This window comes from Vreelandella sp. H-I2, assembly GCF_052959335.1.
Genome location: NZ_JBRAMC010000002.1, coordinates 425,987 through 441,672, shown reverse-complemented (window position 1 = coordinate 441,672; position 15,686 = coordinate 425,987). Strand labels below are relative to the sequence as shown.

Genomic DNA, 15,686 nt, shown 5'->3' with positions numbered 1-15,686 from the left:
AAGGCGCTGAGAAGCAATGGCAGGCGTAGCCGATGAACGGGGTGTGAATGGAGGCTGCCCCTGAGCCGTCTCCTCTCCTAGAACGAAACTACTGATCAGCTCGTTCAGACGTTCAGACGTTCAGACGTTCAGACGTTCAGCATGATTGCGCATATCCCCTGCCGCACTTGAGGTCTGCTGAACCATCACGGCATTCTGTTGCGTCATAGTGTCCATCTCGCTGACCGCGGCATTCACCTGACCGATGCCGCTACTCTGCTCCTTGGCAGCTGCACTGATTTCTCCAATTACATCGGTAACCCGCGATACGCTGGCGACAATCTCGCGCATGTTCTCCCCCGTCTTTCGAACCAGATCCGCCCCAGTATGGGTATGGGCCGCCGAGGTATCGATGAGCCGCCTGATCTCGCTTGACCGGCTGGCCAGGATACGCACTTCCTGCGCGACTACAGCGAAGCCTCGACCACGCTCACCGGCACGGGCTGCTTCTACCGAGGCATTTAGCGCCAAAATATTGGTCTGAAAAGCGATGGAGTCGATCATGCTGATGATGTCGCTGATCTTGGCCGCTGACTGGCTGATGTCATCCATGGTGCGTTCCTCCTGGGCCATCGATGCTTCCCCGTCTCGATGTGCAAGCTCCTCCATTCTTAATTACATGTAAACGCGTAAACAATCACCCAGGACACGACACATAGTATTCAAACGTTATGGGCAGTGTCGCTCCCAATAAATACCTCACAGTTTTTTCTTTTTTATACTCAAGCTATTACTACACACGCCGATAACCCTCCCTGGCAAGAGCAGGCTCGTCGATCAGCAGTTGGTCATAGTGAACTTATTGTAATCAATAATCGCAGGCTGCATAGCGTTTCATATTCCCCCTCTCGTAAGAGCTGCATGGCGTTGATTCACAATGTCGCCGAACTGCTCCGCATTAACCTACTCAGCCTCTTCTCGCGATAATTTAAGAAAAGACCGCTCAGGAGATACTTCCATCATTACCGTTACTGCATAGGTCTATAGTCAGTTTTGTCACTCATCAATATCGATAAATTATTAACCAATGAAGAGATGGCACTGGTCGAAAAGTCCACCGAATAAAATTTAGGGGGAGGCTCACTGCTATCTCCCATCAATATAAGAAGAAATGGGTCATGCATCGTTTGCACTGACCCAATAACTTAACTAACGCAAGGGAGAAGAAAAATGAAAAATATATCGGTCAAGCAAAGCCTGACCTGGGCATTGGCGGTATTGGTAGCGATGATCGCTGCGATCAGTGCCTTAGGATTTTATTCCAATAGCGTCAGTGCAAGAACAATTGATCAACTCGCGGAGATCAATGTTCTCCAAATGAATACTATCAATCGTGCACAGGTCAGATTAGGGGAAGGGCGCAGTAATCTTATTAGGTTTGGGGAATTCGTTCGCCAGGGTATGGAAGAGGAAGCTGCCCGTGAAATAGCGAAAGCTCAGGAGTCCTTCGCGAGAGCTCAGGTGCGCTTTGCCGAATTCATGTCTGTAGAGCTTCCAGAGGGTAGCCAGCGGCTTCCTTATATCATTGCCATCGAGGAAGCCTATCGGCAAACGCTGGATGCGGCCTTCCTTGATGCAGTGAATCGTGCCGACATGGAGGGGATTTTTGCTCAACGGCAAGCGTTTGGTGAGGGGTATAACTCGTTCGATACAGCAGTGCTTGAGTTCATCCATTATGCCGAGCAGAGAGGCGATGAGTTGATCGCTAGGGATGCCGCCTCGAGCAGGTTTGTCGAAGCAATTGGTATCGCTCTACTCGTACTGGCATTGATTGCCGCGTTTATTGTACGTACCGGGATGATGCGTATTGTAGTAAGCCCCCTCAAGGAGGCCATTGCGCAATTTGATCGTATCGCCAAGGGTGACCTGACGGCGCAAATAGAAAACCGAGGCACCAATGAGATCGGACAACTATTCAGCGCGATGAAGAATATGCAGACGAAGCTGAGCGATCTCGTGTTATCCCTACGTAACAGCAGCGACAGCGTCTTCACAGGAGCGAGTGAAATCGCCACTGGCAGCCAGAATCTGTCATCGCGTACCGAGGAGCAGGCCGCTGCTCTCCAGGAGACGGCGTCTAGCATGGAGCAGATGTCATCTACCGTACGTCAGAATACCGAATCAGCCATCGAAGCCGACCGGCTTTCAACCAGCGCTTCTCAAAAAGCTGAAGCAGGCGGACAGGAAGTCGAACAGACCATCCTGTTAATGCGCAAAGTCGCGGAAAGCTCTCAAAAGATCAATGAAGTTATTGGTGTTATCGACTCTATTGCTTTCCAAACCAACATATTGGCGCTGAATGCCTCGGTAGAAGCAGCACGTGCGGGTGAGCAAGGCCGTGGTTTCGCGGTAGTAGCCAGTGAAGTGCGTTCGCTGGCAAGCCGTAGCGCGGCATCCGCCAAGGAGATCCGCGCCATGATTCAGGAGACCACATCACAGATAGCCAACGGTACCGAGCAAGTCGAGCGAAGCGGACAAACTATTCACGAGACCGTAGAATCGATTCGTCAGGTGTCGGCTCTTATGAACGAGATTTCATCGGCCACGCGCGAGCAAAACAGCGGTATCGATCAGATCAATGTGGCAGTGACTCAGATGGATTCCGTGACTCAACAGAATGCTTCGCTTGTCGAGCAGACAAGCGCCGCCGCTTCTTCTTTAGAAGAACAGGCTAAGCAATTAGCTGAGCTGATTGCTACGTTCCAAGTCAATGACCAGACGTCTTCCAATAGGCATACACCTAGTTCCACCGCATCGACTAGAACAACTGACCAGCAGGCGAGTCATTTCTCCCTGCCTACCCCTTCGAAACATACCTCTAATAAAACCGCGCTGAGTTCGCGTCACGAGACCGTTAAAGAGGAATGGGCCGAGTTCTAAAAAAAGTAGCGAAGAGCACGAGCGTGGAGCAGCCACGCTTGTGCCTCTATGAGCTTGATTGTTCCACCGATTCTTAAATTAATAATACAATAGCGAACCATTTAAATCCTTTTCATTGCTGCTGCGACACGGCCAAGCAATCATATCAGTGAACTGATGTTACAGCCCGAAGAAACGCTATTGCTCAAACAAGCAAACTAGGGATGCTCTGAAATAGCCCTTGATATCAGCGATAAGATTGCCATCATCAACAGCATAAGATTCAGTGCTGCCATGGATCAAATCACCATCTCCGAAGCCGAATACCAGAACAAATAGCGAAAGACCCGCCGCGAAATTTTTTGGAGCGGATGAACAAGCTGATCCCCTGGAGGCAGTTGGAGAAGAAGGTCGTCCGTTATTAACCCAATGCAAGGGCGGGGCGGCCTACGTATCCGTTGTCGGACATGTTCCGCATCCACTGCATGCAGTTGTTCTACAACCTGAGCGATCCGGCCATGGAAGACGCCTTCTAATAGAACGAACCCTGCGCCAATTCGCTGGTTTGAAGCTGAACCGATTGCCGGACGAAACCACGATACTCAAGTTTCGCCATTTTCTGGAGCGCCACGGCCTGGACAAGGTGCTGTTCCAGGAAGTGAACAACCATCTGGAAAAAATGGCATGATGCTGCGCGAAGACACTTCACGGGGAAAAGCAATAGGTTGCCAGTGATACCTTTTATCTGGGTATTCAAAAACGAGACGAGCGCCAGCACCGTAACGACGACTCTTGGTGTATTGCCAAACGGCCTTGCGCCCGTAAGAAGCTGGATGCCTGGCGATAGAAAGTCGAAAAAATCAAAGCCAGTATCCGTGCAAAAGTGGAGCTCCCCTTTCGATACATCAAACAAGTTTTTGGTTATGTAAAGGTTCGTTATTGTGAGCTGGCCAAAAGCACCTTATCAGCTGCACTTGCTGGCGGCGTTCAGCAACTTGTTGATCAATGAGAAACGCCTCATGGAATATGGCTATTGCACCCGTTTTTCCGCTCAATGAGCGGAAAATGGACAAAGAACGGAAGAAGAGTGTCTGAATTTTCGATTTTTTTATCGACTCAAGTTAGAGTTGACGATTATCGGCAGTTACTCAAACCTTCCCTATTACAGTTTGAGGAGTATGAGCCGATATTAATTGTATTACCTATAGCCAACCGGTTGTCGATCAATAAATGCTACTCAATATATTGCCAGACCCTAACGTCATAAACGCGGTTCAGGGAGAACACGACTTTTTCTTAGTATTACTCTCCTGGCTAGTTGCTTGGGTCGCTTCCTTTGCCGGTTTAGATATTATTAAACTGGTGCGGAAAGGATTTAATACGATCTGGCGCGGCACATGGCTGCTTGCTGGTGCCAGCGCCATGGGCTTGGGCATATGGAGCATGCACTTTATCGGCATGCATGCCTATCAATTGGATTTTCCTGTCAGTCACGTTCCTTTGCCTACTTTGTTATCTATTATTCCTGCCATCCTGGGTAGCTTAGGTGCCGTGACCGTCATTTCGCACAAAAAGCCTTCCCATCGCGCCCTAGTGATGGCAGGGCTTGGCTTAGGAATTGGTATTGGAATAATGCACTATAGCGGCATGGCCGCGATGCGCATGTCCGCCGAGCTATACCATGCCCTGGACCTATTTTTGGTATCACTGCTGGTCGCCGTTGGCTTAGGCATTGTCAGCATTTATGCCTATCGCCTTTGCCAGCATGAATGGGGTATGAAACGCGCTAGGACCTGCACCTTTATTGCGGCGCTTTGCGTTTCTATAGCGGTTTGCGGCATGCATTATGTGGCCATGCAGGCGGCTTGGTTTGTGCCTACTTCTAATGCTGGCGCGCCTGCCTTGCACATGACTCATTGGATTATTTATTTGATTGGTGGCGGTACAGTACTAATAGCTTTTCTCTCGCTAATAGCTACCCGAGTGCAGCGCCGTCTGTATGACAGCGAGCGCCATGGACATATGACCCAAACTCGCTTGCTTGAGGTGATTTCCTCTCTTCAGGATAGCGTGATAGTGCTCGATGAACAGGCCCGTATTAGGCTGTGTAACGCTGCGTTTGAACGGGTGGTGGGTATCAGCAGTAAGCAGCTTGAGGGCATGTCGGTGTCAAAACTTGACTACGCTGAAGGCAGCCATTCACTCAGCAAACACATCTGCAAAGTATTGGAAAAAAAAGGTGAATGGAACGGCATGATCGACGCACTGAGCGCCAGCGGTGAAAGCTTCCCCGCCTGGCTGAGCGTAAGCCGTGTTATCTATGCTGACAGCGACGACCGGGACTACGTTGCGCTGCTCAGCGACCGCTCTAAAGAACGACAAGCCCAACAGCGTATTCACTACCTCGCCTATCACGATGTGCTGACTGACTTGCCCAACCGGCGAGCGTTGCAGGAACAACTCGCCGAGCTTTGTGCCAAAAAGTCGTTTACCGACCCGCATGCATTTTTGGCGCTGTTCGAAATTGATCGTTTGAAGGTGCTCAACGACAGCCTGGGGCAAAATATGGGCGATGAGTTATTACGCCAATTGGGCAAACGCCTTCAACAGTGGCTAGAGTCTGGATGGCTCGTCGCAAGGCTTGATGGGAACGAATTTGCCTTAGCAGGCTCGCTTGCTTCGCACGAAGCGCCCAGTGCCGAGCAGGAGGCAATGCACCTTATTGATGAGGTAGTGGTATCCCTGACAACAGACTACCTGTTACAAGGCCACATCTATCCGTGTCAGTTGAATGTTGGGGTGCTTATCTTTCAGACCCTTGAACAGGAGGTGACACCGCAGTTTTACAAACGAGCAGGGCTTGCCCTATTAGAAGCCAAACAACACCGTGATGGTAAACCCAGGCTCTTTCATCAAGCACAAGAAGACGAGTTGGAAGAGCGCCTAACACTTGAACGTGAATTGCAATACGCCATTGAACACGATGAACTGTGTCTCTATCTCCAGCCTCAGGTTGATTCCTACAGGCAAGTAATCGGCGCCGAAGCTCTCATACGTTGGCAGCACCCAAAACGAGGCATGGTTTCACCTGGACACTTTATTCCCATCGCTGAAAAAACAGGGCTTATTTTGTCGCTGGGACACTGGGTATTGAAAGAAGGCTGCCGCCTGTTGGGCGAGTGGCGTCATGTGCCAGGGTTGCAAGGCTTAAAGCTGTCATTGAATGTCAGCGTTCGTCAATTCCAGCAGCCTGATTTTGCTGCCCAGGTGCTCTCGGTCATTCAACATTATGGTGCGCCGCCCGCACGCTTGACCCTAGAACTTACCGAATCTCTGTTATTAAGCGACCCTGATGGCACCATTAATAAAATGGAGGAGCTCAAACGGGCGGGGATCAGTTTCGCCCTTGATGACTTCGGCACTGGATATTCATCGCTTTCCTATCTCAAGGTATTGCCTCTGGACACGCTTAAAATCGACATTGCCTTCGTCAGGGATTTAACCCTGAATATGCCATCCACGCCGATTGCCGCCACCATCATTACCCTTGCCGAAAGCCTAGGGCTGCGGGTGATTGCAGAAGGCGTGGAAACCGACGACCAGCGCTTGGTGCTGGCTCGACTGGGCTGCTATATGTACCAGGGATTTCTGTTTGGCCGCCCCGGTACGGTAGAGGCTTTCTCGAACGCAATTGTTGAATACGGTACGACAAATCACTTCCACAGTCGGAATCATGAAATATCTACGTAGCTACCGCTTCAAAAAAGCCTTCTGGGGCCTGACGATGTGACTGTTCTTGACTCCATAAATGCTAATGGAATCAGAACAGTGCGCTTTCATGGTCGATTAACACCCCAAGGTTAAATACTGCACGCGCAGCGTCAGCAGACACTCGAATTCGTTCTCATTGCCAACCTCTACTGATCAATTTTATCCAGATTGTGTTGCTCTTCTCGATGACGGACGCTTACTGGTCGTGGAATACAAAAGCAAGAATCGCGCCCCAGAGGAAAACCGAGATTCACGTGAGAAAAACCTTATTGGTCAGCGGTGGGCAAAGGCGTCTGATGGTAAGGCTATCTTTTTGATGGCCACTATTGCGGGAGATCCGAAGAAAATGCGCGTAGCGATTGTTGAGGCGCTATAATTGATAGCGCCTGTTCTAACATTGCCTGATTAATAAAAGAGGGGGTTAGCCCAGTAAAGTTATTTGCGCCGCCTTGTAAACCATTCACTCGGTCGCACGGCGTCTCTTGCTGTAAGCACTAATACTGGCACATCGACCCCTTGCTCACGCCACTCTGATAATACCTGCAGGCCACCTCCATCGGGCAAGTCGCGATCAAGTATGATCACATCAATAGAAACCGTTTGCAGCGTCTGATGTACAACTTTAAGCGTCAATACGTGATCCACCACAAAATCGAAGATCATTAACCCGAAGCGAATGCCCGAGGCGACAAGCGGGTCATCTTCAATTAGCAAAACGTGCATAGCAGTTTCCTTATTAGTACCCGTTAGCATGATTAACGGGCAATAACTCTGCGTAAGGAGGCGGCATCAAGTCTCAGAAGCCCCCTTTTAGTTCCTAATTGTCAGGAACAGGTGTCTTAGCGCATAAACATAAACCTTGAGCAGGGTAAGTACATTACTCAGCGGACTGAAAGACATTGGGGAGAGGTGTAGCGTGCAGAAATAAGCTCTGCTCTCTTAATAAAGGAGAGCAGAGCGGTGATTTGGCATGTACATTTTGGTCCTGCCGCTAAGGGTCGGACTTGCTTAGTCTGACGAGCATTCGCTTAGATAAGTGAGACCGTTCTTAACGCTCAACTCTGTCCAGCACTTCGTACATACGATCACGTGGGCTTGCTGGCGGAGTACTTTCTAGGTGGGAAAAGTCTCCACGTAATGCTTTAAGCGCATAGCGTTCTTGATCGATTTCTTTTGAAGTGCGTACACCACGTTTTCGAAAGATAATGATGGGTGGGCACCAGCCCTGCAATGCGTGTTGCAGAAGAAAACCGGTTACCGCCGCAGGCAACAGAAGCCAACGCTTATCGACCAAGCCCCCAAGAGCTACACCAGCCAAGCTCAGGGTTGATGCGTTGGCTTCCAGAGTGCGTTCAATATCCCACTCATGGTCGAGCTCGTGTAGTCGCTGCTCAATTTTATGGGGATGTTCGGCGAAGTACGCAATGTTGTCTTCGCTGCGCCGCCGGATATGCTGGTTGATGCTGTCGGCAGTATTTTGCTCAACGCGTGAAGTCGTTGAAGGGAGCATATGACCTCCTTTTCCTAATTTAATTTACCCAACGTCATCCTTTCTTCAGACACTAGTTATCTTTCGTTAACTTAAAAATACACTTCGAAACCTGTACTTCAATCGTAGCAAACAATGGTTGAAGCTCAAGCGCCGATCAGCGGCTGCCTGAGAACCGCTTTGCTAACCACCACCCGCCAATCATTGCCACAAGCATCGCGACGAGAGGCGTGGTGAGTCCGACGATCGAGGCGATGGCAGGACCGGGACAGTAGCCCGAAAGCCCCTAGCCAATGCAAAAGAGCGCCGCCCCACCGAGCAAGCGGCTATCGAGTTCACGCTTGGTTGGTAAGTGGAATTCATCACCAAAAAAAGGGCTGCTCCGACGCAATACCAACCGGTAGCCGATGAAGGTAGTGATGACGGCCCCGCCCAGTACGAAGGCCAAGGTAGGGTCCCATTCGCCGGCGATATCCAGAAAGCCGAGAACACGCGCCGGATCGGTCATGCCCGAAATGGCGAGGCCGAGTCCGAATAAGAGCCCTGCGGCGTAAGCCATTAAGGTTCTCATGCTCCACCTCCCATTACATGTCGGGTGATATAGACGGTTGCCATGGCACTCAGCAAAAACGTGACGGTAGCCGCCTGAGAGAGCCAGGGGAGCATTTGAAAGAGCCAGGGAAGCAATCGGCCGACCAGATATCCGTTTTCACGATATGCGACACTGCTATGCTTCGTTACTAGCTAGCAAAGGGGAGTCATTAACGAGCATCAGGGATTTGCTGGGGCATTCATCGCTGACCGTAACCAATCGATATGCTCATGCTGATCCGACACGATGGAATAGTGTGGTTGCCAGTTTGCCGCGCATTGGCAACCAAGCACTGACTAAAAGAATCACTAATCCATGTAACCAATTAATTTTATTGGTGGTAAAAGTAGGAATTGAACCTATGACCAAGTGATTATGAGTGCAACCAAATAAACTTTGGGATCGCGTCTGCAACGTAGAATCCAAGCAATATCATAGAGTTAGTATTTTCCATTATGTACACTACTTACACGGTAAACACCCTGTTGGCAGCCAGATGACAACCAGGCGGCGACCATATTTGCCGTCAGGTACAAGTCATAGCAACCGACAATGAGTAAAAAAGGAGTGTTCCGAATGAGCATTTTTTACGAACTCCAAGCATCGCTGCAGGAAGCCGTTAAACTTAAGCAGGGTAAAAATGAGGCTAGCCGCATTACTCGCCACGCAGTGCCCGATGTAAAAGCCATTCGTGCCAAGCTTCATGTCTCTCAAGCGGAATTTGCAAAAGCCATGGGAACCAGTTTGGATACCATCAAAAGCTAGAAAAAAGCCGCAACCCTGCAAGTCTGAAACCCAGGACAATCCTGCATTCTTTAATAATCTTGCCACTCATTAGCATCTACTATACAGCCCACTCACTCTCGGTAACTTGGTGTTGGGGACAAGGTGACAACGCGATAAGATGGAATCCCGTCTCTATTGAATCTGGCCTGGCCATCGTTCCAGCCGCCAAGTAACTTCAAGTAGTCATAAGGTGCCCACAGAGACGAAGAATGCGCCACGCTAAACGCTTAATCCGCTCAGAGATTAATTGAGCCGATATTCACTAAAGTTTATTAACCTCCTGCCGATACAACCAATGGATGTAGCCTTCCTGCGTCCGACGGGGAACTAATTCTAAGGGAAAAACATGCAGTTACAAAGGGCACCACTGGCCACCGCTATTTCATTGGCCGTATTTGCTGGTACGGCACACTCAGCGCCAAGCTACGACTACGTTCCGTATTATGAGTATCATCACTTCACCCAAGAAGAGATAAACCAAGACGGGTTCCTTTCATCGCTTGGACCCAATCCCGGCGGAAAATATCTTACAGTCGATGCCTCCCAAAATACGCTGAGCGATCCACTGTTTCTTGTGGTGGGTACTCAGATTGAGTCGGCTTATGAGCGACAAAACCCTACCGACATTATCGCTGAGAATCGAAATGCCATAACGGTTGATAACGATACGTGGGCAGATGCCATTGTTGTCAATACCAGCGAGATTAGCGCGACGGGCACAGTCAGTTTCCCTGAAGACGATGCAGATGAAAACCCTGAAGTTGTTGGGGCGATTGACTTCAATAATCTGCATCTCATCGGATTGAAAGCGACGGACCCAGATGCAGCTCGGCTTAATGGCCTGCCGGTATTCGCGAGTGGCGAAGAGCAAGTATTCCTTTATAACTCAGGCACTATTCGTAGCGATGCCTCAGCCATCCTGTTGATTAGTGATAAGACCGGCGAAGATGACGAGATCATCAGCGCACCTGCGACAATAGAAGGCAGCCTGGTTAACCGAGGGCTCATCGAGGCGATGCCGGAAACCGATTACAACAGCGAGGAGTACGACAACACGGAAGCCTACGCGTTGGGTATTTTCAATACCGAACTAACTGGCAACATCATCAACGGTGTGGAGGGCCAGGACGGCCAGGCGGTTATCCGAGGCCGTGATGGCGCTATCTACATGCTCGAAGGCTCGGTACTACAAGGCGATATCGTCAACCGTGGTCTGATGGAAGGCCATGACGCTATCCGCATCGAAGATAGTGAATTTAACGGCAGCATTATTAACCACAAAAGCGGCACTATTTCCGGTGTTACCGCTATCTCTATTACCAATACCTCCGGCGATATTTTTATCGACCAGCGCGGTACCGTGGAAGCCTTTACGACAGCGGTGCACGATGCCCGAGCAATGGTGTTGCAGGGTGAAAATATCACCGCACGCCTCTCCGACGGCAGCGTGATCGGTGATATCGACTTTGACGGTGCCACCGTGACCCTGGCTGGCGGTGAATACCAAGGTACCATCACCAACAAGGGCGGCGTATTTGTTGTTGAGGGCATTCGCGCCATTGATGGTAACTATGTACAGGATGCAGACGCCACCCTGCGCTTTTCCAGCCAACAGCTCAGTGGCCTTAGTGCCGAGCGTATTACCCTGGCGGATGGTTCGACCCTAGTGTTCGGCAATAGTGAGGCCTACCGCAACGGCAAGCAGTTAGTGGCCCTAGAAGCCACTGAGCTCGACTTCGACCTTGAAGCCCTTAACCTAGAAACTGACTCTGGGCTGTATCGGGTCAGCAAGGTGGAACTCAGCGGCGACGGTAACCAGCTGTTAGTCACCTATGGCGGCCAAGATGGCGAAGAGATCGCGCGTCGCGCCATTGATGCCAGCAATGCTACAGGTGCCCAGGCGCGTCAACTGCAGGGGCTCGGCAATGCCCTTAACCGCATTCTGGCCAATAGCGCCGATGAAGCCGCTGTGCGTTCCCTGATCGATGCGATCGGTGACGGGGAACAGCTTGAACAGTTGCTACCCGATAGCAGCGGCGCTGTAGCCGGTGGTACCGCCTCTGCCAGCCAGAGCAGCAGCAACGCGGTTTCCGCGCGGGCCCGTGGTGTGGCCGCCGGCGATACTGTGGCTGCCCAAGGCGTGTGGATCAAGGGCCTCTATGGCGAGGTCGACCAGCGTGCTCTAGACGGAGTGGAAGGCTTCGATAGTGACACCAGCGGCTTCGTTCTGGGTGGCGATGTTGAGCTGGATAATGGCAGCGTGCTTGGCCTAGCCTGGTCACGTTCCACCACAGATGTGGATGGCAAGAACGGCCTAGTTCGCAGCGATATCGACTTTGACCAGCTCACCGCTTATGCAGGTCGCACCTATGGCAACTGGCTATTCGATACCCAGCTTTCCTATGGCTGGGGCGATAACGAAACCTCACGCCGAGTAGTGGGTAACTCCGCTCGTGCTAATTTCGACAGCGAACAGTTCAGCGCCGTGGCCGCCGCCGCTTACGAGTATCGACTGGATATTGCTACGCGCCTGACCCCTCGTATCTCCACGACCTACTCTAATCTGGAGCTGGACGCCTATGAAGAGCGCGGAGCTGGCTCACTCAATCTGCGTCAGGATGAGCAGCGCTACGAGCGCTTTGAACTGGGCTTAGAAGGCGAGCTTGCACATACCATGCCGCTGGGCAGCCTAATGGCCGAGCCTCGCCTTACCCTAGGTGCTTACCATGACTTCCAGGGTAAAGCGCGCAGCAACGTTACTGCCTTTACCTTCGCCCCCGAAGAGACCTTCCTCGTGGAGGGGCCAAAACCCGACAAGACTCGCTACAGCGCTGGATTGGGGGTCGACCTCTATAGCGAGGGTGGCTTCACCACCTCGGTGGACTATGCCTATGGCTGGTCGAACAGTATGAGTTCGCAAGCCGGCAGTCTACAGGTTCGCTACGACTTTTAAGTAGCCCAGCATGACGGCGGGTGCCCATGAGGGGCACCCGCCTTTTTCCCTTCCCTGGCCACCTCAGCGACTCGCACAATCTTCCAAGAAGTCCTGAATGCGCGGCCAGTTAAGCTGCCACGGCCCTACATGCTCAACTCTATCAAATACCTGGTGTGACTGGCAGCGCCCCCCGCGTGCCTTGAGCATGCGCTCGGTCAGTTCAGGAGACACAGTGCGATCCGCACCTCCGCTCAGGCTCCATAACGGCACTTCCATTATCCCTTTCGGCACATGACGAGGCGCTGGCAAACGATGGTGCTCGGCGAACAACTTATCATCCAGGTTGCCTGCCACTGATACCACCCCATCGACCTCTGGTAAGAAGGGTGCCAGCTGTAACGCCAAGTGCGCACCACCCGAAAAACCTACCAACCGAACAGGTTGATCGCCAGTTATCATCTGAATGGCTTCTAGCAGCCATTGCTGCACCTGCTCTCCGTAGCGTTCATCAGTCCATATCGATGGCTGACAACCATCCGGTAGTGAAGTGAACCACTGGCAAGGCCGCGCGATATACGCCACTCGGTGCGAAGTATCCTCCAGGGCCAGCCATAGCGCCACGGGTGAACGTGGTGTCGGGTTCGGACTGGGTACGCCGCCACGTAACCATGCATTGCCATCTCCTTCCAGATAGACATGCCAGGGGGCTTTCTTGGTATCGTCGTAAGTCTCACGCACCCAAGCCCTGAGCGGTGCTTCCAGCTTGACCGGGTCGAATCCAGCCTGCGTCAAGGCATTCAGGGGTGCGCGCTGGGGATCTTCGATGGGGGCGGCGCAAGCCGTCAGCAGAGTGCATAGCAGCAGTCCCATGACTAGGTAACACCGGCCGTTCCGCATTAACTCAATATTCAAAAGCGATTCCTTTTCACCGTGCTATTTCTGGAATGGCAGAATATTCGCACGGGTAGCTCGACCATACCTTATAGCATTGAGGCTTGAGTTCGAGAGGCACGACAAATCTTCATGCAGAAGCACGTTCACTACCCAAGCGATATTCGCCGTAGGCAATCTGGCGATGAAACGGTCCTTTCACTTTGACCATCACTCGCGTCGGAATTTGTGTGCGGCCCGCCTGATAAGCCTTTTCGGCACTGGTCGGCTCCCACTGCACTCCTAAGCGATTTAATGCCTCTTTAGCGGCTTGATCAAAGCCACCGGGCGCCGCAATCATTGGCTTACCCGTGATACGGTTTGAGCGCGCTTTAGCGTATAGCCCCTTACCAATACGTACTAATCTTCCCTGCGCTTCTAATTACCGAAGCACATGGCCAACTTAGAACTTAAGCCCCTGCTCGAGCGCGTATTTCTAATGGAGCTATTGTTCGGACGATATTGTTACGCAGGAGCAATTACTGAAGAGTATTAGGGATTTGCTGGGGAATTCATCTCTGACGGTGACCAGCCGATATGCTCATGCCGATCCGACACGATTTGACAGCGTGGTTGCCAGGTTGCCGCAGATTGGCAACCAAGCACTGACGGAAAGAAGCTTTAACATCTGTAACCAATTGATTTAATTGGTGGGCCCAGTAGGACTTGAACCTACGACCAAGGGATTATGAGCCGTGTGAATAGCATGCCAATAATCGGCTTTAGTCGTCTTTTCAATCAGTTATATAATTCATGTCTGTCTATACTCGTCTATAATTTTCATCCTTGTTGACGTTTTGTGGACAAAAATTCGTTAACTATAATTTACCATCCAACCACACCTTTAATTTAACTATTTTGCTTTCCATTAGATCAACATTCAAGTAACCACACTAATTTAATGGCAAAAAAACCTAATTCATTACTTAAATCTATCAAACAACTCAATATATCCATACGGAAACTGCCCTCCTCCAATAATGTATAACAACAAGCCCATCCCACCCAAAATTGAAAGTATAATTGCATATTCCAACAAAGTAAGCGTGCTTAATTCTTTATCTATTTTTTTACAAAAGTCAATCAAATCCCTTTCAACGAGAATCAAATACTCCTTTTTAAACCTAGCTTCCTTATCTCCAAAAAAAACATCTACATTTTGTTTATATTTCTTGAAATACCTTTTCCTTTTCATTAAAAAATGATTAAAAAAATTCATATTCATAATTAAACTAAATTTTTTCGATTCTGCATTTTCTATTAGTCTTGAATATCCTTCGGGTGTAAAATCATTTCCATAAAGATTTTCATAAACTAATTTCAGCTCTCCGGCAGAACTATATGCATGATCAGCATTATCTATCCAAAGGTCAAAATTCCTAATATTATCTTTAGCTGAGCTGATAGAGCTTATCTTTTTCATATCAAGACATAAACCTTGAACTAATTCTTTTATTTCCTCTAATTTTTTCCACTTGTATTCATGTATTTTAGACATTCGGCTTATCAATGCACCTCCTAAAGCCACTAGACCTGCAAGTATAGCCACTAGCAATGGAATTTGATTATCCATATATCACCTCTACTTTTTTACTTTTATGATTCAGTCGCATTCTTTTCAACTCAACTCCACCATCACTACATACAGCGTTTAAAATCCTGTCCCTACGCTGTCGATCCGGGCGCTCGTGACTGGAGTCGTCTAGCTCTAACGCGCAGTAGATGCGGAAGTCTTCTTTATGGCACATCAAGTAGTCAAAATGCCACTGAGACACTTGCCTAAAAAGTGCCTGATACTCCTTTGTCCACGTATGGTATTTCCTGGCATTAGGACTCAAAACATCCACAACACGCACCTGAGCAAATATATAATACTTATCCCCATAAGCACGTTCTAAAACTTTGTAAACGTCTCGTTCGGTTGGAGACATTAAAAAGTCGTTACCTATGTACGCCTCCCCTTTTCTAAGCAGCGTTTCAGATAACGACTCTGAGTTCATAACAGCTTCTTTTACTTCAGGCTCTTTCCGCCTATTCTTTGAGTGATATCTTTTATTATTTCGACTACTAGCGCCATCGTCTTTCAGCCCTTTTAAAAAAGCATTAAAAAATGACTGCCATGTTTTCTCCCAAAACAAAAGCTCTAAAAATTTAAGCGCTATTACCCCAATCAAAAAAGTAAACAATATTGGTGGGAGGGCACCCAAAAAATTCATATCTACCATTCTTCTCTGCCCCCTTTATCCACAATGCCTTCCCCCTGGAACCATTTATCAACAACCCTT

General features: G+C 49.8%; 13 protein-coding genes and 1 pseudogene. 6 read left to right on the top strand and 8 right to left on the bottom strand.

What is annotated here, in order from left to right; all coding sequences use genetic code 11:
- Positions 1-120 precede the first annotated feature (120 nt).
- The gene (locus tag ACUVOF_RS06585) at positions 121-648 is read right to left on the bottom strand and encodes a methyl-accepting chemotaxis protein (RefSeq protein ID WP_447043576.1); all 528 of its coding nucleotides are present in this window, start codon (positions 646-648) and stop codon (positions 121-123) included.
- A gap of 561 nt (positions 649-1,209) precedes the next feature.
- On the opposite strand from ACUVOF_RS06585, the gene ACUVOF_RS06580 reads away from it, so the two are divergent.
- From ACUVOF_RS06580 to ACUVOF_RS06570, 3 genes are all read left to right on the top strand, one after another.
- Positions 1,210-2,919, top strand: coding sequence for a methyl-accepting chemotaxis protein (locus tag ACUVOF_RS06580; RefSeq protein WP_447043575.1), 1,710 nt, complete (start codon positions 1,210-1,212; stop codon positions 2,917-2,919).
- 265 nt (positions 2,920-3,184) lie between these two features.
- Positions 3,185-3,586: a hypothetical protein gene (locus ACUVOF_RS06575; RefSeq protein WP_447043574.1), complete on the top strand. Its 402-nt coding sequence runs from the start codon at positions 3,185-3,187 to the stop codon at positions 3,584-3,586.
- Positions 3,587-4,128: 542 nt separating this feature from the next.
- Complete coding sequence (locus ACUVOF_RS06570) at positions 4,129-6,648, top strand: EAL domain-containing protein (RefSeq protein ID WP_447043573.1); 2,520 nt, start codon at positions 4,129-4,131, stop codon at positions 6,646-6,648.
- A 456-nt stretch (positions 6,649-7,104) separates the two neighbouring features.
- Here the strand turns inward: ACUVOF_RS06570 and ACUVOF_RS06565 are convergent, their stop codons facing one another.
- The 3 genes and pseudogenes from ACUVOF_RS06565 to ACUVOF_RS06555 all read right to left on the bottom strand — a co-directional run bounded on the left by ACUVOF_RS06565 (position 7,105) and on the right by ACUVOF_RS06555 (position 8,729).
- Positions 7,105-7,392 (bottom strand): response regulator, encoded by a 288-nt coding sequence (locus ACUVOF_RS06565; RefSeq protein ID WP_447043572.1) that lies wholly within the window; start codon positions 7,390-7,392, stop codon positions 7,105-7,107.
- 325 nt (positions 7,393-7,717) lie between these two features.
- Positions 7,718-8,179, bottom strand: coding sequence for a hypothetical protein (locus tag ACUVOF_RS06560; protein WP_447043571.1), 462 nt, complete (start codon positions 8,177-8,179; stop codon positions 7,718-7,720).
- A 136-nt stretch (positions 8,180-8,315) separates the two neighbouring features.
- Positions 8,316-8,729, bottom strand: a pseudogene (locus tag ACUVOF_RS06555) (DUF6691 family protein).
- Between the two features lie 115 nt (positions 8,730-8,844).
- Between ACUVOF_RS06555 and ACUVOF_RS06550 the strand changes: the two are divergent.
- From ACUVOF_RS06550 to ACUVOF_RS06540, 3 genes are all read left to right on the top strand, one after another.
- The gene (locus ACUVOF_RS06550) at positions 8,845-9,123 is read left to right on the top strand and encodes a tyrosine-type recombinase/integrase (protein WP_447043793.1); all 279 of its coding nucleotides are present in this window, start codon (positions 8,845-8,847) and stop codon (positions 9,121-9,123) included.
- Positions 9,124-9,326: 203 nt separating this feature from the next.
- Positions 9,327-9,515 (top strand): NadS family protein, encoded by a 189-nt coding sequence (gene nadS / locus ACUVOF_RS06545; protein WP_447043570.1) that lies wholly within the window; start codon positions 9,327-9,329, stop codon positions 9,513-9,515.
- 367 nt (positions 9,516-9,882) lie between these two features.
- On the top strand, positions 9,883-12,489 hold the full coding sequence (locus ACUVOF_RS06540) for an autotransporter outer membrane beta-barrel domain-containing protein (protein ID WP_447043569.1): 2,607 nt from the start codon (positions 9,883-9,885) through the stop codon (positions 12,487-12,489).
- 63 nt (positions 12,490-12,552) lie between these two features.
- Here ACUVOF_RS06540 and ACUVOF_RS06535 read toward each other — a convergent pair whose 3' ends face one another.
- The 4 genes from ACUVOF_RS06535 to ACUVOF_RS06520 form a co-directional block, all read right to left on the bottom strand.
- A complete protein-coding gene (locus ACUVOF_RS06535) occupies positions 12,553-13,383 on the bottom strand; it encodes an alpha/beta hydrolase (protein ID WP_447043568.1) in 831 nt (276 codons plus the stop codon).
- Positions 13,384-13,492: 109 nt separating this feature from the next.
- Positions 13,493-13,702 carry a hypothetical protein gene (locus tag ACUVOF_RS06530; RefSeq protein WP_447043567.1) on the bottom strand — a complete coding sequence of 70 codons (210 nt, stop codon included), beginning with the start codon at positions 13,700-13,702 and terminating at the stop codon, positions 13,493-13,495.
- Positions 13,703-14,323: 621 nt separating this feature from the next.
- On the bottom strand, positions 14,324-14,974 hold the full coding sequence (locus tag ACUVOF_RS06525; protein ID WP_447043566.1) for a hypothetical protein: 651 nt from the start codon (positions 14,972-14,974) through the stop codon (positions 14,324-14,326).
- Complete coding sequence (locus ACUVOF_RS06520; protein WP_447043565.1) at positions 14,967-15,626, bottom strand: DUF2726 domain-containing protein; 660 nt, start codon at positions 15,624-15,626, stop codon at positions 14,967-14,969. The genes ACUVOF_RS06525 and ACUVOF_RS06520 overlap by 8 nt, the downstream gene beginning before the upstream one ends.
- Positions 15,627-15,686: the final 60 nt, after the last annotated feature.

Coding starts and splice junctions, on each gene's coding strand:
- ACUVOF_RS06560 (WP_447043571.1), bottom strand. CDS start 8,179: ATGCTCCCTTCAACGACTTCACGCGTTGAGCAAAATACTGCCGACAGC.
- ACUVOF_RS06520 (WP_447043565.1), bottom strand. CDS start 15,626: ATGGTAGATATGAATTTTTTGGGTGCCCTCCCACCAATATTGTTTACT.
- ACUVOF_RS06570 (WP_447043573.1), top strand. CDS start 4,129: ATGCTACTCAATATATTGCCAGACCCTAACGTCATAAACGCGGTTCAG.
- ACUVOF_RS06580 (WP_447043575.1), top strand. CDS start 1,210: ATGAAAAATATATCGGTCAAGCAAAGCCTGACCTGGGCATTGGCGGTA.
- ACUVOF_RS06525 (WP_447043566.1), bottom strand. CDS start 14,974: ATGGATAATCAAATTCCATTGCTAGTGGCTATACTTGCAGGTCTAGTG.
- ACUVOF_RS06585 (WP_447043576.1), bottom strand. CDS start 648: ATGGAGGAGCTTGCACATCGAGACGGGGAAGCATCGATGGCCCAGGAG.
- ACUVOF_RS06530 (WP_447043567.1), bottom strand. CDS start 13,702: ATGATTGCGGCGCCCGGTGGCTTTGATCAAGCCGCTAAAGAGGCATTA.
- nadS (WP_447043570.1), top strand. CDS start 9,327: ATGAGCATTTTTTACGAACTCCAAGCATCGCTGCAGGAAGCCGTTAAA.
- ACUVOF_RS06540 (WP_447043569.1), top strand. CDS start 9,883: ATGCAGTTACAAAGGGCACCACTGGCCACCGCTATTTCATTGGCCGTA.
- ACUVOF_RS06565 (WP_447043572.1), bottom strand. CDS start 7,392: ATGCACGTTTTGCTAATTGAAGATGACCCGCTTGTCGCCTCGGGCATT.